The organism is Deltaproteobacteria bacterium (assembly GCA_016930875.1).
Lineage (GTDB): Bacteria > Desulfobacterota > Desulfobacteria > Desulfobacterales.
In genome coordinates this window covers 1-25,867 of the sequence record JAFGFW010000074.1, presented here as the reverse complement: position 1 = coordinate 25,867, position 25,867 = coordinate 1, and the positions used below count along the sequence as shown (strand labels likewise).

Below are 25,867 nucleotides of genomic sequence, written 5' to 3'. Positions count from 1 at the left end.
CTAAAATCTGACTAAAATCAAATTCTTTCCAGAGGTTCCCTGATGTCGGAAGAAAAAAGGCGATTTACTCGTGTGCCTTTCAAGGTTCACGTACAACTCACGGTTGACGACGTTTCATACAGCGCCGAGGAAATCAGCAATTTAAGTGTCGGTGGGTGCCTCTTGCCAATTTCAGGAGATCTTGAAGCAGGCGCGCAGTGCCACGTAAGGATTGTGCTGAGTGGAACAACCAGAGAACTGACCATTGGGACAGACGGCAAGATAGTACGCTGCACCCCGGATGCTGTGGCCGTGGAATTTGTGCGGATTGACCCTGACAGCTTATTTCATTTACAAAACGTTGTCCGCTACAATTCCCCTGATCCTGATGCCGTCGAAGCAGAACTCCGCAAGCATCTCAGCCGGGCGTAGCCCCAGAAAAATTCAACGATAATCCATTCCCACAAGAAAGCGAGTACTAAAATTGAGCAATCATCTGATTTGGATCGACCTGGAAATGACCGGCCTGGACCCCGAAAAACATGTGATCCTTGAAATCGCCTCTGTTGTAACGGATGACAACCTGGAGATTGTGGCTGAAGGCCCCGACATAGCGATACACCATCCGAAAGAGACTCTTCTGGCCATGGAACAGTGGAGCAAGACCCAACATACGTCGTCGGGTCTTATTGATAGAGTTGAGGCCTCGCCATATCACTGCCAGAAGGCTGAAGAGATGACATTACAATTTCTTTCGCACTATTCCAAGAAAGGACTTTCTCCTTTGTGCGGGAATTCCGTGTGGCAGGACCGGCGGTTTCTGGCAAAGCATATGCCTTTGCTCAATGAATTCCTTCACTATCGCAATATCGATGTCAGCTCAATAAAAGAATTGGTCAAAAGATGGTACCAAACGCTTCCCCATTTCAAAAAGCGTAAAGCCCATCAGGCATCCATCGACATAAAGGAATCGATAGGAGAGCTGAAATATTACCGCCAGAGGGTGTTTCTGCCCTAAATGACCCTGCCTTGAAGGAACCTCGATAGAAACTGGCCGACAAACCCTTCCCTTCGTCACAACTATTTTGAGCCCTCGCCAATAAAATATCTTGACAATAGGATATAGAGCCTTATATTATAGTCACACGCTCATAACGTTAACAGGAGACATCATGCCAAGACCCAGAAAACTCCGTTTTGTACAGGGCGGACCCATGGCAAACGCATTTAAGCCCATTGGGATTCCCGCAGGGGGCATGGACGAGGTACTTCTTCCTGTTGAGGGTCTGGAGGCCCTGCGTTTAAGCGATCTTGACAAGCTGGACCAGGAAACCGCAGCCGCTCGTATGAACGTATCTCGCCAGACCTTCGGCAGAATCCTTGCTGAAGCAAGAGAGCTGGTATCCGAAGCTCTTGTGATGGGCAAGATGATAAGGATTCAAGGCGGCTCTTACGCGCTGGCCGGCGCCGGCCGGTGGGGTCGAGGCGGTCCCAGAGGTCGGGGCGGCCACAGAGGCGGACGTGGAAAAGGCGGTTTCTGACTTCGCAGCACAGCAGTTTCATTTATCAAGCGGCGAAGCCGCGTTATATAAAAGCGTAGAGCGATTTTATGATTGAAAGGAGGTGTTCTTATGCCCGGTTTTGATAGAACAGGTCCACGGGGCGAAGGCTCGCGAACAGGAAGAGGATTGGGCAAGTGCAGCAATGCTAAAGCCAATCCGCAATCGCAACTGGGTCAGGGCTCAAGGATAAGACCGGCTGACGGCATGGCTTCCGGCCGTGGTGGCGGCAGGAGCGGTGGCCGAGGTCGCGGTGGCGGCCGAGGCCGTGGTTGTATGTAATGAAAAAAACGTTAACACTTGATTGACACGAAAAGGAGGTGTTTCACATGCCAGGATATGATGGAACCGGCCCGCTTGGAGGGGGGCCAATGACTGGAGGCGGTTTTGGGTACTGTGGAACAGGCCGCAGACCAAGCTACGGGCTTGGCGGGCGTGCCTTTTACGGCGGATTTGGCGGTCGCGGCCCTGGCTTCGGTAGAGGCAGGGGGCTTCGCAGAGCCGGAGCGCAGGCCTTCGGCTACTGGCAACCATTGTCCCGGGGTCCTGAACCAGGACTTGCCGAACTCCAGCAGGAGGCCAGAGATTTGAGGGCCTACCTGAAGGACGTGGAAGCAAGGATCGCTGAAGCCGAAAAAGCGTCCGGGTAAACTCCAGCCTCAAAACCACAGGCTTCAACAGGGTGACGGGTGTTTGTGTCGCCGGTCACCCTGCTTCAAATTATTGCAACCAAAGCTCTTCTTGCATTGTGGACAAGTGGCGACGCCGTCATCTCCTATATGTAATCGCACTAGTTTGCAATCAAGATCCCAACAACTGGAGCAAAAAGGTTCCTCCCGTCCATCCGAGGTCTCAAAAAAATAGGCGCCATTATCATTAAGAATAGACCTTTTCGCGCCCTGCCTCTTCTTGAGGGCCTCGTTTTCTTGCTCAAGTTCACGCACAAAGCCTTGAAGCTCCAAAAGGGATGTTTCATGTTTGATCTCTTCCGTCGACCCAGGAATTTGAAACTCCATTACGTACGATACAAATGCTTTGAAACTGTCAAAAAAACTCATGGCTAGTCCCTCTTGGCCTTGTTGCCAAGCGTCTTGAGAAGACAGGTCATGACGATTTCACAAGAAGTCGACTCTATTCGCTCCGTGAGTGAAGGGTTGAAGAACCCCTGGGGTTTGTCAACAGTTCGTAATTCCTGGACAAGATCAAGCTGGCTGGGGGAGGAGGATTCGAACCCCCGTTAATGGATCCAGAGTCCACTGTCCTACCACTGGACGATCCCCCAGAAACAGAGTTTGCAAGGCGCATAATCGCATATTGAAGGACGATTCGATCGTCCCCGCTCCTGGTTTTTCAAATACTATGAACAGGATACAGTGTCAAGAGAGACTAATATGAATGGCCTTAATACACTACAAATCCAGCATATCCGACAACCTGTGCATAGTCGCCGGTCACATCTCCCGATGTAGCATAGCGAACCAGTTCAGCCCTGGATGCGCCTAATCCCTTAGAAGCCGCAAGCACTATGGTTGTCGGAATGACGCCACACATGGATATGCCGTGCTCAGCCACTGTGTCATATAACCCTTTGGGATCCAAATCAAGGACCCGCTCGATAGCCAACCGGTCTTTTGAACGGGCAGACTCCTGGGACTCATAATGAGTCATGTCAGTGCTAGCCATAAGAAGGACTTCTTTGCCGTAGTCGCGGACTCCCTGCACCAAGGCCCGTGCAATCTCTTCGCAGTCATGAAAAGCCACGTGGGAGACGCAAATAGGGACTATGGTCACATCAGGCCTCAAGACCTGAAGAAAGGGAATCTGGACTTCAATAGAGTGTTCCATGGCGTGAGCCCGAGAATCGTCCTTGATCTTGTGGTTAAGTGACGCCTTAAGAACTAAGCCGGCCAAGTCCTCGTTGATCGAAACAGGGCCCAGTGGCATATCCCAAGTGCCTGAAGCCTCCAAAGCCACGGCTGCCCCGACGCCCCTGTGGTTAGGCCCCAGAATCACGACTGACTCTGGAACTTCAATTTGAGAAAAAACCGCACCAGCCACCCCACCCGAATACATATACCCCGCATGAGGCGAGATAGCTGCCACCACCTTCTTTGGCTTTTGTACTGGCCTTAAGAAAGAGTCAATCTGCTCCTTTAACTGATCTCTGTCGCCAGGATAGAACATGTTCGCTACCGCCGGTGTGCGTGACATGGGTGCCTCCCTTTTCTTATTCGTCATTCACTCATTGTTATCCGCTATCCAATTTGCCGAGGGTGTTAGGGGTTCAAGACGTTCCATTCCAAGCTCTCGGCCAACATTCACGTGACCATAACACAAGGGAATGATTCCAACAAGCAGTGAGCCTTTCGGATGTTTTTGTCTGTTTTTGGATTAAACTTCTTGACAAACTTCCCTGGCTGACTATATTAGCAAATTCTTACTTATCAAAATCCGAGTAGTTATAGAAAAAATTTGGAATAATAAGCCGTTATGAACACCAATTTACTACTGTTTGTCGCTTTTTTTTCTATATTTGAAGTCAATTTGAGGCGTTAGGCGCCAATACAATCTAAGGAGTTGACCCATGGCATTACCAAAACGAAAAATTTCCAAATCAAGGGGCCGTAAGCGACGGACCCATCAGAAGGCAAAAGTGCCCAATCCGTCGGCCTGCCCGCAGTGCAGCGAACCCAAACTCCCGCATCACGTCTGTTCGAGTTGCGGCTACTACAAAGGCCGGTCTGTCTTGGAAACAGAAGAAGTATAAACATCCTATCGTCAGCAGGGCAATGGTGACCAGGATAACTTTAGAAACATAGGACCAACGGAGAAACTTAGTTCAAATGCCAGCCTATACTACAGAAAACAGACAGCATGACCTTGCCGGGCTTGACCCTGAATCAAGACAGATGGTGCTTGATACACTCAAACTTGTCAGAGAGCGACTCCTCACCAAAGAGAAGGTGCTCGACCTTGACAAAAAAGAAGAATTCCCTGAAGCCATAATCAGGGAGATGTTAGGCCCGGAAATCGGCCTCCAGCTCTTATTCATACCTGAAAAGTATGGCGGAATGGGAGGAGGCGCTAGAGATAGCTGTGCCATGACCAGAGAGACGGCTAAGATCTGCCTAGGCGTGGCAACGGCTTTTTTTGCCATTCAGCTTGGGGCAGATCCCATCATGTTTGCCGGCACTGATGAAGAGAAGCAGAAATGGCTCGGAAAAATCGTTGAGGGCAATTCTCTGGTAGCCTATGCTGTAACCGAAGCTGAGGCTGGAAGCAACTTAGCTGCCCTGAAGACCAGAGCCGAACCCGTGAAGGACGACTCGGGAAATATCACAGGGTACATAATCAACGGAAGCAAGCAGTTCATCTCAAATGGAGGATGTGCTGATTTTCTCACCGTCTTGGCCAAAGCCCCTGAAGGCCCGACCTTCTTTATTGTGGAAAAGGGCATGGAGGGTTTTCAGCCGGGCAAGCCTGAGCAAAAACACGGTATTCGGGCGTCCAACACAGCTCCCCTTACCTTCACCGACGTCTTTGTGCCGGCTGAAAATCTCTTGGGCGATGTGCCGGGCCAAGGACTGAAACAGGCCAATATGGTCTTCGGACACACAAGGCTCGTAGTGGCCGCCCTTGGTATCGGCGCAGCAGAGGCTGCCCTTGATATCATGGTCAGATACGCAAAAGAGCGAATACAGTTCGGAACCCCCCTTTCCGAAAAGCAGGGCTACACGCACAAGCTGGTTGTTCCTAACGCAGTTCGACTCGAAGCGGCCGCTGCTTACATGGAAGACCAGGCCACGAGACTGGATGCCGGAGAAAAGGACCTTCAGGTCGAAGGCTCCATTGCCAAGTATTTTGGCACTGAGGCCGGAAACCGCACCGCAGAAGATGCCATCCAGGGGCTTGGCGGATATGGATATATTGCTGAATACGAGGTTGAAAAGATCAAACGAGATGTAAAGATCACCTGCATTTACGAGGGCACAAACGAGATCCAGCAAAACATTATTAGTATGTTCAGGTGGCGGACCTCTGTCAAATCCAAAGGCAAGTACTATGGAAATATGGCAGACGAGATGGAGGCCCTGGACGCGTCCATGCCTGATACCGGGGCCGGGGCGTACGCGCTTGCAGCAAGAGCGCTGAATGAAATCATCATGTTTGCCCATAGCCACAAGCTCACTAAGCAACAGTACGTCATGTTTTGCCTGGCAGACATGATGACCCACGTTGAAGTGGGAATAAGCATGGCAAGAAAGGCCCAGGGACTCATTGAAAAAGGCTCTCCCGAGGCGAAAAAGATCGTGATCATGTCCAGAGTCTTTGCCAACGAAGTTGCCGACCTTGTTGCCAGAAATGCTATGAAGATTCTTATGGGACCGGGACTGTTTGACAAACAAACCGTATCTGAGGTGATGAGAAAGATGAATCATGAGAGACTAGCGGAAAGTTACAGTGGTCTGATACAAGACATGGATGCGGTTGCTGATATCCTGTTTGACAGGACATAGGAGCCTTATGAATACAGATGCAAAACGTGCGGTAGTTATCACAGGCGGGTCAAGCGGCATAGGTCGCGCCATCGGACTGCGCATGGCTGGCCCTGACACCAGGGTCTTCTTCAATCACTATGATCCTGATGATGCGAACGCTGAAGAGACGGTCGATCTCATTGAACGTGCAGGGGGAAGAGCCTGGGGAGCCCGTGTGGACGTAGCCTCACAGCCGGACGTGCAGAGCTTCTTTAATAGAGTTCTGGAGGACTCCGGTCGTGTGGATGTGCTGGTAAATAATGCGGGAATCACAAAGGACGGGCTCTTGGTCCGCATGAAGGAATCGGATTGGGATCGAGTGCTGGCCATCAATTTAAAAGGGGCGTTCAACTGCATGCAGGTGGCTGCAAAAACCATGATGAAGCAGCGGGCAGGACGCATTATCAATATGGCCTCAGTGGTAGGTGTGATGGGAAATGCGGGTCAGGCCAATTACACGGCGTCTAAAGCAGGCCTGATCGCGTTGACCAAGACAGCAGCAAAAGAACTTGCCCAGAGAGGCATTACTGTTAATGCAGTGGCCCCAGGCTTCATTGATACTGCCATGACAGTTGATCTGTCCGAAAAGGTGAAAGGAGCAATGCTGGCGCAAGTCCCGTTGGGACGCATTGGACAACCGGAAGATGTTGCTGAGGCAGTGGCTTTCCTGGCCTCGGACGAGGCGGCCTATATTACCGGACAGGTCATCCATGTGAACGGCGGCATGTATATGTAGTTTTTTATAACGGATGACAATAACGTAGGTTCTTAATCAGCAACTACCGGAAGAAAAAGGAAAAAGGTAAAGGAGGTAACACAACGTGGCTATTGAAGAGAAAATTAAGAAGATAGTTGCCGAGAAGCTCAGCGTTGAACAGGATGAGGTAGTGCCGGAAGCATCGTTTGTAGATGACCTTGGTGCAGACTCCCTTGATCTGGTCGAATTGATCATGGCCATGGAAGAGGCGTTTGATATAGAGATCTCCGACGAACAGGCCGAGAAACTTCAGACGGTCAAGGATGCCATTAACTATATAACATCTCATTCTTGACCCAGATAAACTGGAAATTCGAAGCACGATATTCGGATTTGAGGCTTGTGCCTTGAGAACAACACGGATTCATTTTCTGCCGGAAAAAACACGAATCTCGTTGGTAACGCACTAACAGGGCAAACCGTTTCCCTTTTCACTGTGGAGGGTTGTATAGCCTCCACAAACCAACCAATTATCACGGCTTGGTGAGAATAGGTTTCTTCTTGACAGGCCGTTGCCCAAATAGTCAGGCCTAGAGTAAAGCGGTTAAGATGAAAATTATTATTGGCTCTGATCATGCTGGTTTTCCTATGAAGGAAAAGGTAAAGGTCTTTCTCCAGAATCGAGGCATTGAGGTCGAAGATGTCGGAACGTATAATGAAGAATCAGTTGACTATACTGACTTCGGAAAAAAGGTCGCTCGCGAGGTCTCAGGCGGCGCCTTTGAGCGAGGGGTCTTGATCTGTGGAACCGGCATTGGAATGTCCATGGTTGCCAATCGTTTTCAAGGAGTGCGGGCGGCCCTTGCCAACGATCTTTTCTCAGCCGTCATGAGCCGGCGCCACAACGATTCCAATATCCTCGTTATGGGCGGCAGACTTATCGGTGACACACTGGCCCTCCAGTTGGTAGACACATGGCTTGAAACTCCTTTTGAAGGGGGGCGTCACCAACGCCGCCTGGAGAAGATGGACATTGAATAAAAAACAGAAGTGTCAACCTTATTTTGACATCATAAAAAAAGCTGACCCTGAAATCGCTCGTGCCATAGAGTTAGAGACAGAGCGACAAACCTACAACCTGGGACTAATCGCCTCCGAGAACATCACCAGCCGTGCCGTCATGGCCACGCAGGCCAGTGTTCTGACAAATAAGTACGCCGAAGGCTATCCGGACCACCGTTACTACGGTGGATGTCAGTACGTTGACATTGCAGAGGAACTGGCCATCGAGCGTGCGAAAAAACTTTTTAATTCGCCGTATGCCAATGTGCAGCCCCATTCCGGTACTCAGGCAAACATGGCAGTTTATTTTGCCTTTTTGAAGCCTGGAGATACGATTCTCGGCATGGACCTTGCCCACGGGGGCCACCTTTCCCATGGAAGTCCCGTGAATTTCTCAGGCCGGTTTTTCAATTTTGTCTCCTACGGCGTTGACGAAGAAACAGGGACGATCGACTATGATGAAGTCCGGATTGCTGCAAAAAAACACCGCCCGAAGATGATAGTCGCGGGCGCAAGTGCGTATGCCAGAATTATTGATTTTGAGGCCTTTGGGGAAATCGCTCGTTCAGTTCGTGCTTATCTCATGGTGGACATGGCGCACATTGCGGGCCTGGTTGCGGCCGGTATGCACCCCTCTCCGGTCCCCCAGGCTGATGTTGTCACATCTACAACACACAAAACCTTAAGGGGCCCCCGCGGAGGCTTTATACTGGCTCAGGAAAACTACGGCAAACAGCTGAATAGCGAAATATTTCCCGGTATACAGGGCGGGCCCCTAATGCACGTAATCGCTGCAAAAGCAGTGGCCTTTAAACTGGCCATGTCTGAAAACTTCAAGGAAAACCAGCGTCAGACCGTGACCAACGCCAAGGCCTTGGCTCAACATTTGACCGAGGCGGGTTTGGATCTCGTGTCCGGGGGAACGGACAACCATCTCATCCTCGTGGATCTCACGAATCAGGACATTACAGGGAAAGACGCTGCAAAGGCGTTGGAAGAAGCAGGCATCACAGTCAACAAGAACACAATACCATTTGAAAAGCGCAGTCCTTTTGTAACCAGTGGCATCCGCATCGGAACACCGTCGGTAACAACACGCGGCATGAAAGAACAAGACATGGCCACAATTTCGGCCATGATAGTTGAAGTCCTGAACAAACCCAGGGATAGAGGTGTTCTTCGCCGGACCAGGGAATCAGTTCGGGATCTGTGCGAAAAATTTCCCCTATATCCGCATGAGGAACGATAGGCAACTTGCTATGAGCCGACCTTCCTGGGATGAATACTTCATGGACATCGCCTACCTTGTGTCAAGCCGCTCCACGTGCTGCCGTCGTCAGGTAGGGGCAGTCCTGGTCAGGGATAAACGTGTTTTGGCAACTGGCTACAACGGAGCTCCAACAGGGCTTCCTCATTGCCTTGACATTGGCTGCCTCCGCGAGGAACTGGGGGTTCCTTCCGGTGAGCGCCATGAACTGTGTCGAGGGCTTCATGCCGAACAAAACGTCATTATTCAGGCTGCCTATCACGGCGTTTCTATCAAGGGTGCTACACTCTATTGCACGAACCTGCCCTGCTCTATCTGTTGCAAGATGCTTATCAATGCGGGCATTAATGAAATCAAATATCAGGATGGTTATGCGGACACTATGTCAGAAGATATGCTGAAAGTTGCCGGCATTGCGTTAACAAAAACCCATGGGGTAAAGAAATGAAATGCCCATACTGCGGTGGCGTCGACAACAAGGTCATAGATTCGAGGATGACCAAAGAAGGAGATACGATAAGGCGACGTCGGGAATGTTTAGGCTGCGACAGGCGATTTACCACCTATGAACGGGTTGAGCAGCTGCCATTGGTCCTGATAAAAAAAGACGGCAGACGTGAGGCTTTTGCCCGCGCCAAAGTCCTTGCTGGCATTCAAAAGGCGTGCGAAAAACGAAACATCAGCATCAACATACTCGAACAGTTTGTAGATGAACTGGAGCGGGAACTCCAGGAGATGGGCGAGAAGGAAATACCCTCATCTGTGGTGGGTGAACGTATCATGACAAAACTTCACGAATTGGACGATGTGGCATATGTCCGGTTTGCTTCCGTGTACCGGGAATTCAAAGACATCAACGATTTTATGTCTGAACTCAAAGAATTATTTAGCAGCCGCACGAGAAGCCCCCAACAATGACGTGCTGTTACCAGGCATTAGCCATTAGTCAGTGGTCTTCAAGAGATACCAAACTGTATTCAATGACTAATGAACAATGACGATTGACCAATCCAACGGGCCAACGGGTTAACCGATAGAATCATTTTCTTTACAGCAAGATTATTAGCATCACTTAAGGATCTTTGATAATCGTGGACGAAACTTATATGAAAATGGCTCTTTCCCTCGCCGAGCAGGGTCGTGGATGGACTGCTCCCAATCCTATGGTGGGGGCTGTCATTGTGAAAGACGACAAAGTCGTGGGGAAAGGTTTTCATCAGAAAGCAGGCGGGCCCCACGCCGAAATCCACGCGCTTGAAAAAGCCGGCGAGAATGCCAAAGGAGCCACGCTCTATGTGACTTTCGAGCCATGTAACCACACAGGTCGTACCCCGCCTTGCACAAAGGCGATATTGAAAGGTGGGGTCAAGCGCGTTGTGGCCGGCATGAAAGATCCCAACCCCGGAGTGACTGGCGGAGGCCTTGAATTTCTGAAGAGCCAAGGCCTTGACATAACTGTGGGGGTCTGTGAAGAGAAATGTCGACGTCTAAATGAAATCTTCCTAAAATATATCACCACATCCCTGCCCTTCGTTATTTTGAAGTGCGCGGCCACCCTTGACGGTCGCATTGCCACCCGCACAGGGGATTCCAGGTGGATCACCAACCCGCGTTCAAGACAATTCGTCCAGGAACTCCGTCATGCAGTCGACGCCGTCATGGTAGGCATAGGCACCATGGTCAAGGACGACCCTCAGCTCACAACCCGACTTAAAGGCCGTAAAGGATCAGATCCTGTCAGGATTGTTCTTGACACACGGCTGTCCATCAGCCCTGAGGCAAGGGTATTGCATCTTGCTTCAGATTCTGATACTTACATCGTAACCAGCCGCTCCGTTTTGCCCGAAAAAGCAAAGAGCCTTGAAAAGACAGGGGTCCGCCTTTTCACCATGGACTGCCATGAGGGTCGGATTGATCTCAAGGCCTTGGTAAGAGAACTGGGCAAGCTGGAAATCACTAGCTTGCTGATCGAGGGAGGGGCCAGAGTCAATGGCTCGGCACTCAGGGCCGGAATCGTAGACAAAATTTGCATGTTTTATGCGCCCAAGATTTGCGGGGGAGACGACGGTGTTCCCATTTGCGCAGGCCCGGGTGTTGAGCGCATGGAGCAAAGCATGGGGCTAAAGGATGTCTCTGTCCACCGGTTTGGAGACGATGTGATGGTTGAGGGATATCTTGCGAAAACTGGTAGTGGTTGACTGACTAAAGGTAAGGCCTGTGTTTACGGGAATTATAGAAGGACTTGGCACGGTCAAAGGGGTCACGCCCACGGGCGGAGGGGTCCGCATGGATATCCACAGCGATTTGCCGCTGGACAGTATCCGTGTTGGTGACAGTATTTCCGTCAGCGGCGCCTGCCTCACGGTAGTACATCTTGAAAAGAGCGCCTTTAGGGTTGACGTAGCCCCTGAGACCCTTTCCAAAACCACCTTAGGCCAAGTCAAGGTCGGAAGCAGGGTGAATCTGGAACGGGCCTTGCGCCTTGGCGGTCGCCTTGGCGGCCACCTGGTCACAGGGCATGTGGATGGCACGGGAAGAGTAAAGACCAAACGACCGGCTGGCAATGCCATGCTTTTTGCCTTTAGCGTTTCAGAAGATCTTTCCCGTTACATTATTAAAAAGGGCTCTGTTGCCGTTGACGGCATCAGCCTTACCGTGAACGCTTGCAACAGCCGGGACTTTGAGGTAAGCATTATCCCCCATACAGCCGCTGTGACCACTCTGGGATCCAAGCAAGTGGGGGACATGGTAAATGTCGAGACCGATATGATCGGGAAATACGTGGAACGATTCACACAGCAAGCCCAAGGGACCCAAAACAGAGCATTGATTGATGAAGCAATGCTTGCAAAAGCAGGATTCACGTAGGAAATTGGGTTCTCAATAACCAAGGGGATGAAGGCCTTTTCTTCCAGGCGGTATCAATCCTGCCCAGGCAGTGTGGCCAGATATTTATGAAGGAGAGAGACATGCCACTCATATCTATAGAACAAGCCACTGAAGACATGAAGCAGGGTAAAATGGTCATTCTCGTGGATGACGAGGACCGCGAAAATGAAGGTGACCTGACCATGGCGGCTGAAAAGGTAACACCAGAGGCCATTAATTTCATGGCCAGATACGGCAGGGGTCTGGTTTGTCTTTCCCTGACACCGGACAAGGCGGATGCCCTGGATTTACGTGCTATGGTGAAGGACAACACCTCTCGGTTCGAGACTGCTTTTACGGTATCTATAGAGGCGAGCCGTGGTGTGACTACGGGTATTTCCGCCGCGGATAGGGCCACGACCATCTTGACTGCCGTGGCAGAGGACGCCAAGCCTCACGATCTGGTTCGTCCCGGGCACATATTCCCCCTTCGTGCTCGAAAGGGAGGCGTCATTGTTCGAAGCGGACAGACAGAAGGATCTGTCGACCTGGCTAGGCTTGCAGGCCTGAAACCGGCAGGCGTGATCTGTGAGATCATGAGTGAAGACGGCAGCATGGCTCGAATGCCAGACCTGGAAAAGTTCTCCAAAGAGCACAACATCGGAATCTGCACCATTGCAGACCTGATCGAATATCGACTCAGGACCGAGCGTTTTGTCCGTCCGGTAACCGCCACTGTTATCCCCACTTGCATTGCCGGTGAGTTCAAGACAGTTGTTTACGAAAATGATGTGGACAATTTCCTGCACATCGCGCTGGTGAAAGGGAAAATCGATCCTGCCGAACCAATCCTTGTCCGTGTCCACTCAGAATGCCTCACAGGTGACGTATTCGGTTCCATGAGGTGTGATTGCGGGGAACAGCTTCATGCTGCCATGAAGATGATAGAGGAAGAAGGAACAGGTATTGTTCTATACATACGCCAAGAAGGAAGGGGGATTGGCCTGCTCAACAAGATGAAGGCCTATGCCCTGCAAGATCAAGGGCATGATACAGTGGAGGCAAATGAACTCCTCGGATTCAAGCCGGACTTGAGAAATTATGGGATCGGCGCTCAAATACTGGTAGATCTGGGCGTTCGCAAGATGCGCCTGGTGACGAACAACCCCAAAAAAATCGTCGGGCTGGAAGGTTATGGTCTTTGCGTGGTGGAGCAAATACCTATTGAGATGAAACCCAACAAATATAATCGACGTTACCTGACCTGCAAGAAATCGAAGATGGGGCATCTTTTGAAACTCGATGTCAAACGTTGAGGAGGAACTACTATGCCAAATGTGTACGAAGGCAAGATAACTGGCGAGGGGAAAAAATTTGGTGTGATTGTGGGTCGCTTTAATGATTTCATCAGCGATCGACTCCTGGGCGGTGCCCTGGATGCCCTGGTTCGTCACGGGACTAAAGACGAAGACATCGACATCGTCAAGGTGCCTGGTTCCTTTGAAATCCCTCTCCTGGCAAAAAAGCTGGCCCAAAAAAAGAAATACGATGCCATCATCTGCCTTGGAGCCGTGATCCGGGGTTCCACACCCCATTTTGAGTATGTCTCTGCCGAAGCCTCCAAGGGAATCGCCCTTGTCTCACTGGAATCAGGCATTCCGGTCATCTTTGGTGTCATTACCACGGACACCCTGGAACAGGCCATAGAGCGGGCCGGCTCAAAGTCCGGAAACAAAGGGTGGACAGCAGCCGTAGCCGCCATGGAAATGGCCAACCTAGTGGAATCTCTTAACAAACGGTAACCGGCAATGGGGAATCGGCGGCGCTCAAGAGAGCTTGCCATGCAGCTTCTTTTTCAGATGGACATAAATGACGAGAACTCAAGCGGAACTATCGAGTTGTTTTGCGAGCATTTTGAGGTGTCAAAGAAGGCGATGCCATTCTTTGTTCAACTGGTTGAGGGTGTCAAGGCGTGCCAATACGAAATTGATCGCTTAATCGAACGTTTCTCCGATAACTGGAAAATCGGGCGCATGCCCCATGTGGATCGCAATATTATGAGGGTGGCTGTTTACGAACTGCTTTACTGCGATGATATTCCGCCGAGGGCTTCCATCAACGAAGCAATAGACATTGGAAAGAAGTTCGGAACCGAGCACTCTTCAGCCTTTATTAACGGCATCCTGGATAGCATTCGTATTTCCATAGAAGATAAGACGGCTCTGGCCAAGGAATAGCCATAGCTGGCCCGAATAGACTCTTGCCTCAATTGAGCGAAACCGCTCAATTGAAAGCTGTCTGTTATTCCCGCCGGAAAAGGAGGCCCCTTTGTGTCCATTCAAGACGTAATACGGCATCATCAGGACCCCGACAAAAACCTGCAGTCAGACAAAAGCCTGCCTCCGTCAGATAATGCCAATGCCTATCTAAACTTCTTGACGATTGACGATATCATCTATCGCATCATGTGGAATAACGGGCTAAGAGACATAACCGCCAGTGACTATAATACCCACTACAAGCAACTCTTCGGCAACAAGGCCTTTGGTGGCAAGACAGTACTGGTGAGGGCAGGCATAGACTCACCCGTTGATAGCAACCGTCGCATAACAGGCATTGAAAGGATTCGTCTTGCTATCCCCACCTTGGAAGAACTCTCAGGTTACGGGGCACGCGTCATCGTCTTGGGTCATCAGGGACGTGCAGGCAAAGAAAACTTCGTCGAGCTGGACCAGCATGCCCGAGTGATCGGGAAACTGATAAATCGCCCCTGGCAACCCAAGAAAACGGTCAAGTATCTGGGCAACCTGTCTCAGAGAAAAGTTATCACTAACAAGATTCTTTCACTCAAGGATGGTGAAATCCTGGTCCTGAATAATATCCGCTTTCTGGTGGATGAGGTCTTCATTCAGGACAAGCCCGGGCTCAGGCCCCACGAGGTGCATGACGGATCCAGGTTTGTTTCCATCTTAGGACCCTTGATCGACTTCTACGTAAACGATGCCTTTAATACCTCCCACCGTAAGCATACTTCCATGATCGGATTCACAAACGTTGTAAACCTGGTAGGACGACAGACCGAGATCGAAATGATGGAAAACCGACAGGTCCTTCATATCATCGAATACCCCTTTGTGCCGATCTTTGGGGGGCTGAAAGTGGGAGACTATATGGGCCTCATCAAGAACTCTGTCCTTTCCGAGAAAGTGCCCCATGTATTGCTGGGGGGAACCCCGGGGATCATCGCCCTGCTAAGCAAGGAGGTACGGCCCGGTGAACAGTATAACTTCGGAGAGACTACCGAGAAATTCCTGGAGAAAAACGTGAGCAAGGCCCTCTTCACGTTCTTCAGAGATCTTTACCGGCTTCCGGCGGGAGAAAAAAAACTGGTCGTGCCCTCGGACTTCCTGGTAAAATACAATTCAGATATTGTCAATTTGACGCCTGAAAAAATTCATGACCATCCGAAAAAGGATCAATTCCACATCTGGAGCATTGGAGAACAAACCACCAGGCGCTTTGTATCGCTCCTCTTAAAGGCCAAAACCATATACAAAAAAGGCCCTGTTGGGAAGAGTGAAGAGGCCGGCTTTGAAGGGCCGGAACGCTCGATCCTGGAAGCGATCTTAAAGGCTCAAGAAAATGGAGCCTACACCATTTCCTCCGGCGGAGACAGCATCGAAATCGCAAGAAAACTGGGATTTAACGAAGACGCGTTGTTTTCGCGCTTGAGTGATGCAGGCGGCGCCTTTGTCCATGTGTTGGAAGGAAACCGCATTGCATGGCCCATGCTTCAACTCAACACACACTGGAATCTCTTTTACGGAAAGAATCTAAGATCTGCCCTCCCCTTTCACTATTATCTCAAATCACGCTACCGCCTGGAGCTGACCATCCCTCAGAAAGGTCTCCCCGAAGCCCTTGGTTATGAGCCGCCTCGCTAAGATTGCCCTATTCCTTGGCGGCACAGGATTTCTCGCTCTGATCGTATTCCTTAACTGGACGTTTCTGGCCGAAAGGGCCGTCACATTGTACGGCTGGGTCAAAGACCCTGAACAGGTCAGGACGTTTCTCCTTAACTGGGGCCCCATCCGCGCGCCGCTGGCCTTTATGGGAATTCAAATCCTTCAGGTGCTATTCGCGCCGGTCCCGGGAGAGGCGAGCGGATTTGTGGGGGGCTATGTCTTTGGTACTGTTCCAGGGTTCATCTATTCCTCCATCGGGCTTACGGCAGGTTCAGTCGTCAACTTCATCCTGGCCCGGATTCTGGGAAGAGGCTACGTGAGAAAATGGGTTCCGGCCCGCTACCTGGGCAGATTTGACTCCGCTACAAAACACCAGGGCGCTCTTTTGTTTTTCTTGTTTTTTGTGGTGCCTGGATTTCCCAAAGACTACCTCTGCATCTTCCTTGGGTTGACCGGTATTTCTTTGAAGGTATTTGTACTCATGGCCGGTATTGGTCGCATGCCGGGCACTCTCATGTTAAGCCTTCAAGGCGCCCAGGTATTTCAGAAAGACTATGTCACATTGATCATCTTGATCGCCATCTCCATCGCCTTTGCAATCCCCGCCTATTACTGGCGTGAGAGGATCTATGCATGGATCGACCGGATAAACGCCGCGAACAACGTCGAATCATGAACCAGAAGTTATTGCCAAGTTTGCGTTGACTGTTAAGTAAGACTGCGTTATAAGTAAAAAAATTCGCCCAGAGGAAGTAATTTTGCTTCGTCCCCGGCGGGGGCCTCAAGGGCCTGCCCATCATCCAATCGTTGCAGCCGATAAAACAAGGAGACAGCTCGTGACTTACTGGAATTTTCGCGAACAGTTGAGCCGCCAGGACAAACTGCGACGGTCAGTCTATGAATCCCTTCGGGATGAACTGGACGAATATCTTGTCGAGTATGGGTTGGTGAAGTCTTATAATGACATTATTGAGCATAAACTCTCATACCCATTTGTCGAAAAACGGGAACTCAAACCAAGAGCACGGATTCCTGATGTGGAGTACGAGTATCACAACCGGTTTCTTGTGATCTTTGTGGAGGATTTCATCCCCAATGCCTACAAAAAATACATCAGGTTTTTTGATGACAACAAGGCAACTAAAGAGAACTTGATGCGCTCCGAGACAGTTCAGTTTACAAAGAAATATTACAGGAACACAAAGTTCTTTGAATCTGTCCATTTCTCTGACTTTCTCAGAGACCTGCTCCCAGTGGACTACGCCCTGCTTATTCAACGCGATCCCACTATCAAAGCCAGAAACAGATACAGCCTTTCACACTTCCGCGTGCGAATTGATTGGCCCATTGCCGATGCCGCCGAAGACATGGCCCGGGATCTCCGGTACATATCTAAGGATCTGTATGAAAAAGGAGAATCTTATGCAGAGGAGATTCAAAAGAAGTTATTTGAATACTATGGGCTGCCTACCACGGCCGGAGGGCGGCGCACAGCAGCGGTGGTGGGCGCACAATTCCTGAGGCGAATAAATTGTATATCTACAGTCTATGTGGCAAGTTGCGAGTCAAGAGGGCTTTACCGGATTTCGGAAAGGGGCGTTTCCAAATACATATTAATGAAACTTACAAACACGGACATACAAAACTTAGCCGAGGCCAACAACCTGGCCGTCAAGACCTTCAAGAACCATTATCTCGTCGCACAGGAAGAGAACGAAGGCATTGTGGTATTCCAGACTACTTATGAACGAACCAGCCACGCCAGATTCCCTGAAGACGGCAAGTTGAGAGAACTCAACTCCGAGTACTACTGGATGACTGTCGTCAACCAGTGCATCATGCCCAAGCCGGGCGAATGGGCCAAATCACCCCTGCCGTACAGTATTATTTACACATAGCTTCAGACTCTTCAGCCACGCTGAAGGTAGGACGTACACTGTTGCCATCCTTGACATAGCGGGCGCCGCACTTGTGGCACTCTGCCTTGTTCGAATCAAAATCAATCCTGATGCCGCAGCCGCATATCCAACCCTGAATTCTTCCCGGATTTCCCACGAAAACGGCATAGTCTGGAACGTCCTTGGTCACCACTGCTCCAGCGCCGATAAAGGCATATCGTCCAACAGTATTGCCGCAAACGATGGTAGCATTGGCGCCAATCGTCGCACCTTTTTTTACAGGAGTCTGCTTGATCTCGTCCTTCCTCGGAATGTGGCTGCGGGGATTGTGAACATTTGTAAAGACCATAGATGGACCGCAGAACACGTCATCTTCAAGAGTCACACCCTCATAAACCGAAACATTGTTTTGTATCTTTACGCCGTTTCCGATTCGAACGCTGCGTCCCACCACTACGTTCTGACCAATATTGCACCGCTCACCGATTACGGCATTCTCCATTATGTGGGAAAAGTGCCATATCCTGGTTCCTGGCCCTATAGAAGCAGAATCGTCGACGTAGGCGCTCGGGTGCACAAAATAACCTTCTGCGCTCCCAGTGGACACAATTTTGACAGGAATCCCTCCCCCGGCCAGGGATGTCTCACAGGCATTTAAGATTTTCAGTACACGCAACGCGCTGCGTCCGTCAGTTTTGGGGGCTTTGCCATTTCTGACGGAGTCCAGAAAATGCAAACACTCACGCCCCAATGGTTCATCCAGCTCTATTTCGATGGCAACGGGGTCTTTTTTTCTCGGCACAGGCATGCGATTTACCCATTCAATCCCCTCGTCATAAAGGCGGAGCTTGCGGTCCCTTGAGGTGTCATCAAAGACAGCCATTTTCCGGTCCCCTACCACCACAAGCCTCTGCTCCTTGTAAGGATGCAGCCAACTGACAAATATGTGTGCCTTCACACCACTGGGGAAGCTCAGTGTGCTTATAGTGACGTCTGCAATTTCATGGTGCAAATAGCAACCGCCCAAAGCTGTCACGCTCTCTGGCATCTCACCAAGAAGCATGAGCAGTACTGAAATATCATGGGGCGCAAAGCTCCAGAGAATGTTCTCTTCGGTCCGAACCTTTCCCAAATTCAGCCGGTTTGAATACACATAGTTGATCCTGCCCAGATCCCCGGCATCGATCAACTCCTTAAGCTTTAGCACAGCCGGATGATATTCCAGAATATGCCCCACCATCAAGATCTTCCGGCGCTCTTGAGCGATGGAAATTAACTCCTCTCCCTCTTCCACCTTAAGAGCAAGGGGCTTTTCCACAAAGACGTGCTTCCCAGCCAAAAGGGCCTCCCGGGCCAAGACATAATGTTTCTCAGCAGGAGCTGCAATCACTACAGCATCAATGCTTGGCTCTGAAAGGATTTCAGAAAAAGAACGGCTGAAACGTCTTTCCGGATACATTTTCTTGAAGTCTGCCAACACCGACTCGTTGGTATCGCATATGACATCAAGGGCGCCAATTTCATCAAAATTTCTGATCAGGTTCTTGCCCCAGTATCCGGCTCCCACACAAGCTATCCTTATGTCTCGCGCAACCGCTGCCATGCTTCGAATGCTCCTTTACTCTAAGACCCGCCTGAAGTAATCCACGGTCTTCTCCAGCCCTTCCGCCAGGTTTACGTGAGGTTCCCAGTTCAGCTTTTCCTTTGCCAAAAAAATGTCCGGGCGTCGTTGAATCGGATCATCTTCAGGGAGAGACTTGTACACGATTTGTGATTTCGACTGAGTAATCTCGATGACAAGTTCAGCAAGCCTTTTGATGGAAAACTCATTGGGGTTGCCAAGATTGACGGGACCGACAAAATCCTCGCAGTTCATCATTCTTATCCACCCCTCAATCATGTCCGAAACATAACAAAAGGAACGGGTTTGACTGCCGTCGCCATAAACCGTAATCGGCTCATTTCCCAAGGCCTGAACAATGAAATTGCTCACAACCCTACCGTCTGAAACAGCCATCCTCGGACCGTACGTATTAAAGATACGTACAATCTTCACATCCACCCGGTTCTGGCGATAATAATCCATCATCAGTGTTTCGGCCACCCGTTTGCCCTCGTCATAGCAACTGCGTAGCCCGATGGGATTCACATGCCCCCAATAGCTCTCTTTTTGAGGGTGTTCCTGAGGATTGCCGTAGATTTCAGATGTTGAAGCTTGCAAAATTCGCGCCTTCACACGTTTGGCCAGGCCCAACATGTTGATGGCTCCCATTACATTAGTCTTGACAGTCTTGACAGGATTGTACTGATAGTGGACCGGCGATGCAGGAGAAGCGAGGTTATAAATCTGATCAACCTCCAGCAAGATAGGCTCAACCAGGTCATGGCGAATTAGCTCAAAGCTGCTGTTGTCCATCAAGTGCAAGATATTCCTTTTTGATCCGGTAAAGAAATTATCAAGACAAAGCACCTCTGCTCCTTCTAAGACCAGTCTATCACACAGATGGCTGCCCAAAAACCCTGCTCCACCTGTAACAAGAACTCTCGATCCCTTCATAAGCATCCCCCTAAGTTCTTTTCATGACATGGTCCAGAATCTTATCTATGCGGCTTGCATCCGCACTAATCCAATAGACCCATTTGTTGTCTCTGAAAACATAATGAACCTGGCCCATCCCGTCAAATCCTATGACACTCGCACCGTTTGCGTCCAATACGCGATAATGACTAAAGGGTGATCTTGTGCTGTTTTTCATCCTGTCAATCATTACCTCAATCTGCCTTTGGGCAAGGTCTTCAGAGGTGGTCTCGGACAACCATATGGTCGCTTTGTCGTGAAGGTGAAGACCTTCATAATAGGCAATGAAGCCCCTCACCACATCGATAGGCATCCCATGGAGTCTGTTTATGGCATTGATGGCTTCATCGCCCGTGACCAATCTGACCTGCTCTAATCCCTCGAGGTCAAGGTCAAAGGGCGGGACAGACTGGGACTGGTTGCAGCCGGCCAACAAAAGGCCCATAACAATCCAAACTCGATAGTCTCTTGTTAGACGAAACGTAACCATGGAATGAATCCCCCAAGACTGGTATTTATCCGTAATAATCTGAAAATGTTGTAAAGCTGCTTGCTAACGTATAATTGGGAAAGGACGATGTCAAGCCAAAGGTTCTGCCAAAACCTTGCGTGACTACCGGTGGGATGAAAGGCAGGGGAAATAACAAAATCAACCCGTCAACTGTTCATTGCTCTTGCGATTCTTCGGTTCCTCCTCATTGCATGCTGCAACGTATCTCTTCTTGTTTACCATTTTTCTCACTGTGCCGTCTTCATATAACCGATAGACCCAAGTCTCATCTGCGAACTTAACCAGCATGATGTCTGCTGGCAAACTGTACTCGACTATTGGCTGAAAATCGCTCAAATGAGCCGATGTTGGCAATAAAATGCAACACAAAAATAATGCTATTCCAAAACAAGACCTCATTGGCCTCTCCCTCATTCCTGCTTTTTAGGAAAAAAATTACCTTCTTGCACAAAATGGCACCCAACAATCCGACTTTTTTGAGAGGTCAGAGAAGATGAAATATTTTTCTCCTTTCGACACCCTCTCTCCTGTCAACACCGCCCCTCCGGTCCGTGACGCTTCTCCTATCTAATTCGACTCGCCTTTCAGGAATATAGCTGCTGTAGGAGAATTGCCTTCGATCAACTCCGGAACGTCTGCCTCCGTTGTCTGGCGGTCTTGATTCCATATAGATACCCCCGAGTGCCCCTAATCCTTATATCCCTACCTCGGTTGTGCAATGTTGTGGGGCATACAATCAAAAACGCATGTCCGCAATGTAACATACCACGCCCTTATGTGGGTCGCCGCCCCTTGCGTTGCGGTTCGGCCAAATCAGACCTTGATACATACCCTTATGAAAACATCGTGCCAAGTTGGCCGATTGGACTTGTTTCCTTTACTTTCTAAAGAGTTAGCCAAAACAGGCCAGTAAGAAAGGTGTAGAGAATTGGGTAAATTAAGTTATCTTTTGGGAAAACAAATGCCACTATTGAGGGACATTAGCTACCCACAACACGTGGCTTCATGGCAGACAAAGGGAAAACGGAGCAGGGTGAAAGGGCTCGTTGGTTTGATGTTTCGTAGGCGTTCACAGGTTCAGGGTTAGCTTTTTTTCGTTGACCCGCCTACGGCGGGCTTGCCCGCCAGACGTACGGCGGGATGAAACCACGAATCAATGGCTTGGATTGTTGGTAAACCCTGAACCCGTCAATGGTTACGATGTTTCTAACCCTGACCATTTTCATACCTCTTTAGCAGGAGCACTGCATTATGACCCCCGAACCCAAATGAATTATTCATGGCAATATTGACTTCACAGTGTTCAGCTTTATTCGGGACATAATACAGATCACATTGAGGATCAGGATTTTCGTAGTTTATTGTTGGAGGAACAATACTTCTCTCCATAGCAAAGAGACAAACCAGAGTCTCAATTGCTCCAGCGCCCCCTATGATATGACCCATCATCGACTTGGTTGAGCTAATCTTGACCTTATAGGCACTATCTCCAAATACTTTCTTAATGCCGTTTGTCTCTGACAAATCATTATCAGGCGTTGACGTGCCGTGGGCATTAATATAATCGACTTCTTCATGGCTGATCCCGGCCCTATCAAGGGCGAGCTTAATTGCCCTGGCAATCTCGTACGAATCCGGATCAGGGGCGGTAATATGGTGCGCGTCAGAAGTCAGTCCGTATCCGGCAATCTCAGCATAGATACGAGCGCCCCGTTTCAGTGCATATTCAAGGCTCTCAAGGAGCACTATGCCGGCGCCCTCACCCATAACAAAGCCTTTACGTTCACGGTCAAAAGGTCTGCTCGCCTTTTGCGGCTCATCATTGTAATCCTTGCAAATGGCATTCATGTTTGCAAAGCAACCAACACCCAAAGGAGTGATACCCCCTTCCGTACCACCCGCAATCATAACATCGCAATCACCCAACATGATATCTTTTGCAGCATATATGATCGAATGAAGACCCGTTGCGCAGGCACTTGCTGTGCTCATGCTTGCATTGTTCAGCTTGTATTTCATACTGATATTTCCAGCGGCTGCATTCGGCATAATCATAGGGACAAAAAACGGACTGACAAAAGAAGCTCCGTTCTTTCCTTTCTTTTCTCTAAGATAGAATCGTTCCTTTTCGTCCTCTATGGTTGATATTCCACCAACCCCTGAGCCAACGATAGCTCCGATGTTAGGATTCTTGTCCTTGAGTGGCAATTTCGCGTCTTCAATTGCCTGATGAGCAGAGGCTAGGGCATATTGGCTAAAAAAATCGAGCCTTCTAACTTCTTTCTTATTCATACCATACTCAAGCGGGTCAAAATCCTTGACCTCTGCCGCAATTTTACAATCATGCTTCGAAGCGTCAAATTTGGTAATTCTGTCTACACCTGAAACTCCTTGTTCAAGGGAACTCCAAAACCTCTCTCTTCCACATCCCAATGGCGTTACAAGTCCAATACCTGTGATAACAACCCTTCTCATATTCTTGAAGCCTCCGCTGACCAATTCCCGACCATTCTTTCAGCCAGTCAAAGACGAAATGTCCTTCTCCGATCCACTCCACTTCTCCGGTCTAGGCTGCTTCTCCGGTCCTCTTTCGCTCGCCTCTCAGGAATATAACTACTGTATGAAAATTGCCTCCGGTCAACTCCCGAACGCCTCCCTCCCTTGTCTGGCGGTCTTGATTCCATATCGATTCCTCCGGAATAGACTTCCATCTCAAAACACTCATTCGAGGTGCCGCCTGCAGCGTAACACTTTTGTTATCATATCGTTGGGCAAATTAAAAGCGTTAAGAGCATTAACTCAGAGTAAGCTGAAGAACAGAAAAGATAATACATGAGCGGAGTGCAAAGCAGAAGTGTTGTGTCAGGACGTGCTTTCGACCTTGCCTCTAACCAAGGCGATTTCGAGCTCTCTCCCAGAGATGACCTCACCCACAATCCCGCCGCACTGAGGACAGACTAACATCGAGGTATCCATGGCTACATCGAACTCTATGCCACACTGATGACATCGTCCTTTGGCAGGCACAACCCCTATGTTCAGTTCGGCTCCTTCCGCCACCGTGCCCTCTGAGGCCGCTTCAAAGGCAAAGGTCAGAGCTTCAGGGACGATGCCGCAAAGGCTTCCTATTCTGACATGCACCCGGCTTATGTGAGACACCCCGTGCTTTCTGCTTTCGTGTTGCAGGTCTTCTAGCAGACCGTGGGCAATAGCATATTCATTCATTATCCGGACCCCCTCCCCGGAATGAAGCTCTCCGCAGTCCCGCCGAGGCGGGACGGGGTATTTAAGGGCAATGGTGCCGTAGTTCGCCTTGCCTTTCATCCCTGCAGCAAGTCGCCGACGCGTCATAGCTTGGGTGACGGTGCGCTGCACGGTATTCCAACGAAGGCAAATAAACGTGGTCTCTCGTGCAACTGATCAAGCTGACTATTCACAAAATAACCCTGCCCAGCTTCTTCACCCAACATTTATTTTTTATACAACAATTAAAAATGTCAACAATATATTGTGGCATCATAAAAAAAGAATCAACATATAGTATGTTGCCTAGTAACTTCTCAAAAGGTCCGGGTATTTATTTCACATGGAAGACCTGTCCTTTAGGCCATGTCGCCGACTTCGCCAAAGTAGCCTTTTCAGCCGTCGTAGCCAAGGCTACTATGGCGAAGTCGGCGGCTACGAGCTCTCCGCCGAAGGCTACGGCCCGCAGGCGGACGGCTGAAAGAGTGAGATGGCTCTGCCTCGGGTTCTTCCGTTGAGAAGTATTGGCGTGATGGAGTACTGGCCTACTCCGCCGAAGCGGCTCCGAAGGCCGGGGAGTATTGGGAAAAAATAGCGGTTGGCAGGTTTTTCGGCAGCCAAGCTCGATAATGCCGCAAAAGATCTTGAAACGATTCTATTTTTTAAAAAGCCTCTTCCTCCCGAATCCGGCAAGACCAATCAGCCCAAAACCAAGCAGCAGCATGGTGCTGGGCTCTGGGACGGGGGCCGCATGTGCAGTAACAGTAGCATGAACAATTGTTGAATTACCTAAGCCAGCCAAGTATAGATCCTCAAAATCAACGTCAAAATAATTGCCGTCCCATAGCGTAATCCTCTGAGGCAGGCTCTCGTCCCAAGTCAAATAGCCACCTGATATTACACCAAACCAAGTCGCCCAACCGCCACTTCCGCTACCAGAAACTTCGGCTCTCTGAGGATCATCAAATGCCAACGTGGCTGTAACGTCAGCTCTGCCACGTCCTGATCCGGAGACTGTGACTTCAAAGAAATTGAAGGTATAACTTTTTCCATCAGGTAGAGCGAAGACTTCGCAGCCTAAGCCACCTGCGAGACTAGCTGATATCTCGGTCCATCCCCGGGTCTTCACATCAAGTCCTACGGAAGAACCAAAGTCCTCAGATAACTCGGGTGGCCCAGCAATGTCAAAATAAATCGGCAGAGCACTTGCAATTCCGCCTACTCCAAACACCAATGTCACCGCACACAAAACCACTAAGAGCTTTTTCATGTCCTCCCCTTTTTAAATTTGGCTCAACTTTTCCAAAAACATGCAGGGTCTGAATCAGGCGCATAGAAGGATATCTATATGGTTCTTCCTTCAGCAAGGACGGTGCCACAATAAACAAAAAACCAGAATATGTAATTATTAAAACATATTATCCTAATTGCGAATACGGAAGCGACGGGATTTATTGAAACAAAAAGGGAAATAACGTCTGAAAATCAGGCGCTATCTTTTGAATGATATGGAAAACTTATTGAATTGATAGCGAAACACAAGCACAAGAGGGGATGTCTGAAAACCGGACATGTAAGCGTTCACAGGTTCAAAGTTCACCGTTCAGGGTTGCTTTTCTTTTGTTAACCTTTACTAACCCCGAACCGTGAACCCCTAGACCTCTGAACCCCTAGACCTCTGAACCGTGAACCCGTGAACGGT

Annotated in this window: 30 protein-coding genes and 1 tRNA gene; 21 read left to right on the top strand and 10 right to left on the bottom strand. The window is 49.7% G+C overall.

The window, feature by feature from the left end; translation table 11 throughout:
• Nucleotides 1-42: 42 nt before the first annotated feature.
• The 5 genes from JW883_07400 (at nucleotide 43) to JW883_07380 (ending at nucleotide 2,188) form a co-directional block, all read left to right on the top strand.
• The gene (locus JW883_07400; GenBank protein MBN1842088.1) at nucleotides 43-411 is read left to right on the top strand and encodes a PilZ domain-containing protein; all 369 of its coding nucleotides are present in this window, start codon (nucleotides 43-45) and stop codon (nucleotides 409-411) included.
• Nucleotides 412-463: 52 nt separating this feature from the next.
• Nucleotides 464-997 carry an oligoribonuclease gene (orn, locus tag JW883_07395; GenBank protein MBN1842087.1) on the top strand — a complete coding sequence of 178 codons (534 nt, stop codon included), beginning with the start codon at nucleotides 464-466 and terminating at the stop codon, nucleotides 995-997.
• A gap of 154 nt (nucleotides 998-1,151) precedes the next feature.
• Nucleotides 1,152-1,520, top strand: coding sequence for a DUF134 domain-containing protein (locus JW883_07390; GenBank protein MBN1842086.1), 369 nt, complete (start codon nucleotides 1,152-1,154; stop codon nucleotides 1,518-1,520).
• A gap of 90 nt (nucleotides 1,521-1,610) precedes the next feature.
• Nucleotides 1,611-1,820: a DUF5320 domain-containing protein gene (locus JW883_07385; protein ID MBN1842085.1), complete on the top strand. Its 210-nt coding sequence runs from the start codon at nucleotides 1,611-1,613 to the stop codon at nucleotides 1,818-1,820.
• 47 nt (nucleotides 1,821-1,867) lie between these two features.
• Complete coding sequence (locus JW883_07380; protein MBN1842084.1) at nucleotides 1,868-2,188, top strand: DUF5320 family protein; 321 nt, start codon at nucleotides 1,868-1,870, stop codon at nucleotides 2,186-2,188.
• Nucleotides 2,189-2,746: 558 nt separating this feature from the next.
• Here JW883_07380 and JW883_07375 read toward each other — a convergent pair.
• Nucleotides 2,747-2,820, bottom strand: a tRNA-Gln gene (locus tag JW883_07375).
• Nucleotides 2,821-2,939: 119 nt separating this feature from the next.
• Nucleotides 2,940-3,749, bottom strand: coding sequence for an AmmeMemoRadiSam system protein B (gene amrB / locus JW883_07370; protein ID MBN1842083.1), 810 nt, complete (start codon nucleotides 3,747-3,749; stop codon nucleotides 2,940-2,942).
• Nucleotides 3,750-4,122: 373 nt separating this feature from the next.
• Here amrB and rpmF point away from each other — a divergent pair, with 373 nt between their 5' ends.
• The 16 genes from rpmF (at nucleotide 4,123) to JW883_07290 (ending at nucleotide 17,833) form a co-directional block, all read left to right on the top strand.
• A complete protein-coding gene (rpmF, locus tag JW883_07365) occupies nucleotides 4,123-4,305 on the top strand; it encodes a 50S ribosomal protein L32 (GenBank protein ID MBN1842082.1) in 183 nt (60 codons plus the stop codon).
• Between the two features lie 76 nt (nucleotides 4,306-4,381).
• A complete protein-coding gene (locus JW883_07360; GenBank protein ID MBN1842081.1) occupies nucleotides 4,382-6,055 on the top strand; it encodes an acyl-CoA dehydrogenase family protein in 1,674 nt (557 codons plus the stop codon).
• Between the two features lie 7 nt (nucleotides 6,056-6,062).
• A complete protein-coding gene (fabG, locus tag JW883_07355; GenBank protein MBN1842080.1) occupies nucleotides 6,063-6,812 on the top strand; it encodes a 3-oxoacyl-[acyl-carrier-protein] reductase in 750 nt (249 codons plus the stop codon).
• 85 nt (nucleotides 6,813-6,897) lie between these two features.
• Complete coding sequence (gene acpP, locus JW883_07350) at nucleotides 6,898-7,128, top strand: acyl carrier protein (GenBank protein ID MBN1842079.1); 231 nt, start codon at nucleotides 6,898-6,900, stop codon at nucleotides 7,126-7,128.
• Between the two features lie 254 nt (nucleotides 7,129-7,382).
• Nucleotides 7,383-7,814 carry a ribose 5-phosphate isomerase B gene (gene rpiB / locus JW883_07345; GenBank protein MBN1842078.1) on the top strand — a complete coding sequence of 144 codons (432 nt, stop codon included), beginning with the start codon at nucleotides 7,383-7,385 and terminating at the stop codon, nucleotides 7,812-7,814.
• Nucleotides 7,807-9,084, top strand: coding sequence for a serine hydroxymethyltransferase (locus JW883_07340; protein ID MBN1842077.1), 1,278 nt, complete (start codon nucleotides 7,807-7,809; stop codon nucleotides 9,082-9,084). The genes rpiB and JW883_07340 overlap by 8 nt, the downstream gene beginning before the upstream one ends.
• Nucleotides 9,085-9,094: 10 nt before the next feature.
• Nucleotides 9,095-9,550: a cytidine/deoxycytidylate deaminase family protein gene (locus tag JW883_07335; GenBank protein MBN1842076.1), complete on the top strand. Its 456-nt coding sequence runs from the start codon at nucleotides 9,095-9,097 to the stop codon at nucleotides 9,548-9,550.
• On the top strand, nucleotides 9,547-10,020 hold the full coding sequence (nrdR, locus tag JW883_07330) for a transcriptional repressor NrdR (GenBank protein MBN1842075.1): 474 nt from the start codon (nucleotides 9,547-9,549) through the stop codon (nucleotides 10,018-10,020). Before JW883_07335 ends, nrdR begins: the two co-directional genes overlap by 4 nt.
• 188 nt (nucleotides 10,021-10,208) lie before the next feature.
• The gene (gene ribD, locus JW883_07325; protein ID MBN1842074.1) at nucleotides 10,209-11,300 is read left to right on the top strand and encodes a bifunctional diaminohydroxyphosphoribosylaminopyrimidine deaminase/5-amino-6-(5-phosphoribosylamino)uracil reductase RibD; all 1,092 of its coding nucleotides are present in this window, start codon (nucleotides 10,209-10,211) and stop codon (nucleotides 11,298-11,300) included.
• Between the two features lie 19 nt (nucleotides 11,301-11,319).
• Nucleotides 11,320-11,970: a riboflavin synthase gene (locus JW883_07320; GenBank protein ID MBN1842073.1), complete on the top strand. Its 651-nt coding sequence runs from the start codon at nucleotides 11,320-11,322 to the stop codon at nucleotides 11,968-11,970.
• An 86-nt stretch (nucleotides 11,971-12,056) separates the two neighbouring features.
• Nucleotides 12,057-13,286 carry a bifunctional 3,4-dihydroxy-2-butanone-4-phosphate synthase/GTP cyclohydrolase II gene (locus JW883_07315; GenBank protein MBN1842072.1) on the top strand — a complete coding sequence of 410 codons (1,230 nt, stop codon included), beginning with the start codon at nucleotides 12,057-12,059 and terminating at the stop codon, nucleotides 13,284-13,286.
• A gap of 12 nt (nucleotides 13,287-13,298) precedes the next feature.
• Nucleotides 13,299-13,772 (top strand): 6,7-dimethyl-8-ribityllumazine synthase, encoded by a 474-nt coding sequence (locus JW883_07310; GenBank protein ID MBN1842071.1) that lies wholly within the window; start codon nucleotides 13,299-13,301, stop codon nucleotides 13,770-13,772.
• 6 nt (nucleotides 13,773-13,778) lie between these two features.
• Complete coding sequence (gene nusB / locus JW883_07305; protein ID MBN1842070.1) at nucleotides 13,779-14,207, top strand: transcription antitermination factor NusB; 429 nt, start codon at nucleotides 13,779-13,781, stop codon at nucleotides 14,205-14,207.
• 93 nt (nucleotides 14,208-14,300) lie between these two features.
• Nucleotides 14,301-15,914: a phosphoglycerate kinase gene (gene pgk / locus JW883_07300; GenBank protein ID MBN1842069.1), complete on the top strand. Its 1,614-nt coding sequence runs from the start codon at nucleotides 14,301-14,303 to the stop codon at nucleotides 15,912-15,914.
• Nucleotides 15,898-16,611, top strand: coding sequence for a TVP38/TMEM64 family protein (locus JW883_07295; protein ID MBN1842068.1), 714 nt, complete (start codon nucleotides 15,898-15,900; stop codon nucleotides 16,609-16,611). The genes pgk and JW883_07295 overlap by 17 nt, the downstream gene beginning before the upstream one ends.
• Before the next feature lie 160 nt (nucleotides 16,612-16,771).
• Entirely contained in the window at nucleotides 16,772-17,833 is a 1,062-nt protein-coding gene (locus tag JW883_07290; GenBank protein ID MBN1842067.1) for a hypothetical protein, read from the top strand.
• Here the strand turns inward: JW883_07290 and JW883_07285 are convergent.
• The 8 genes from JW883_07285 to JW883_07250 form a co-directional block, all read right to left on the bottom strand.
• On the bottom strand, nucleotides 17,820-19,436 hold the full coding sequence (locus JW883_07285; protein ID MBN1842066.1) for a Gfo/Idh/MocA family oxidoreductase: 1,617 nt from the start codon (nucleotides 19,434-19,436) through the stop codon (nucleotides 17,820-17,822). The genes JW883_07290 and JW883_07285 overlap by 14 nt on opposite strands.
• Nucleotides 19,437-19,451: 15 nt before the next feature.
• Entirely contained in the window at nucleotides 19,452-20,396 is a 945-nt protein-coding gene (locus tag JW883_07280; GenBank protein MBN1842065.1) for an SDR family oxidoreductase, read from the bottom strand.
• Nucleotides 20,397-20,400: 4 nt separating this feature from the next.
• Nucleotides 20,401-20,901, bottom strand: a complete 501-nt coding sequence (locus JW883_07275) for a hypothetical protein (GenBank protein ID MBN1842064.1) — start codon at nucleotides 20,899-20,901, stop codon at nucleotides 20,401-20,403.
• A gap of 159 nt (nucleotides 20,902-21,060) precedes the next feature.
• A complete protein-coding gene (locus JW883_07270) occupies nucleotides 21,061-21,210 on the bottom strand; it encodes a hypothetical protein (protein ID MBN1842063.1) in 150 nt (49 codons plus the stop codon).
• 918 nt (nucleotides 21,211-22,128) lie between these two features.
• Complete coding sequence (fabF, locus tag JW883_07265; protein MBN1842062.1) at nucleotides 22,129-23,397, bottom strand: beta-ketoacyl-ACP synthase II; 1,269 nt, start codon at nucleotides 23,395-23,397, stop codon at nucleotides 22,129-22,131.
• A 91-nt stretch (nucleotides 23,398-23,488) separates the two neighbouring features.
• Nucleotides 23,489-23,647: a hypothetical protein gene (locus JW883_07260; protein ID MBN1842061.1), complete on the bottom strand. Its 159-nt coding sequence runs from the start codon at nucleotides 23,645-23,647 to the stop codon at nucleotides 23,489-23,491.
• A 137-nt stretch (nucleotides 23,648-23,784) separates the two neighbouring features.
• Nucleotides 23,785-24,297, bottom strand: coding sequence for a hydrogenase maturation nickel metallochaperone HypA (gene hypA, locus JW883_07255; protein MBN1842060.1), 513 nt, complete (start codon nucleotides 24,295-24,297; stop codon nucleotides 23,785-23,787).
• 523 nt (nucleotides 24,298-24,820) lie between these two features.
• The gene (locus JW883_07250; GenBank protein MBN1842059.1) at nucleotides 24,821-25,435 is read right to left on the bottom strand and encodes a PEP-CTERM sorting domain-containing protein; all 615 of its coding nucleotides are present in this window, start codon (nucleotides 25,433-25,435) and stop codon (nucleotides 24,821-24,823) included.
• Between the last annotated feature and the right edge of the window lie 432 nt (nucleotides 25,436-25,867).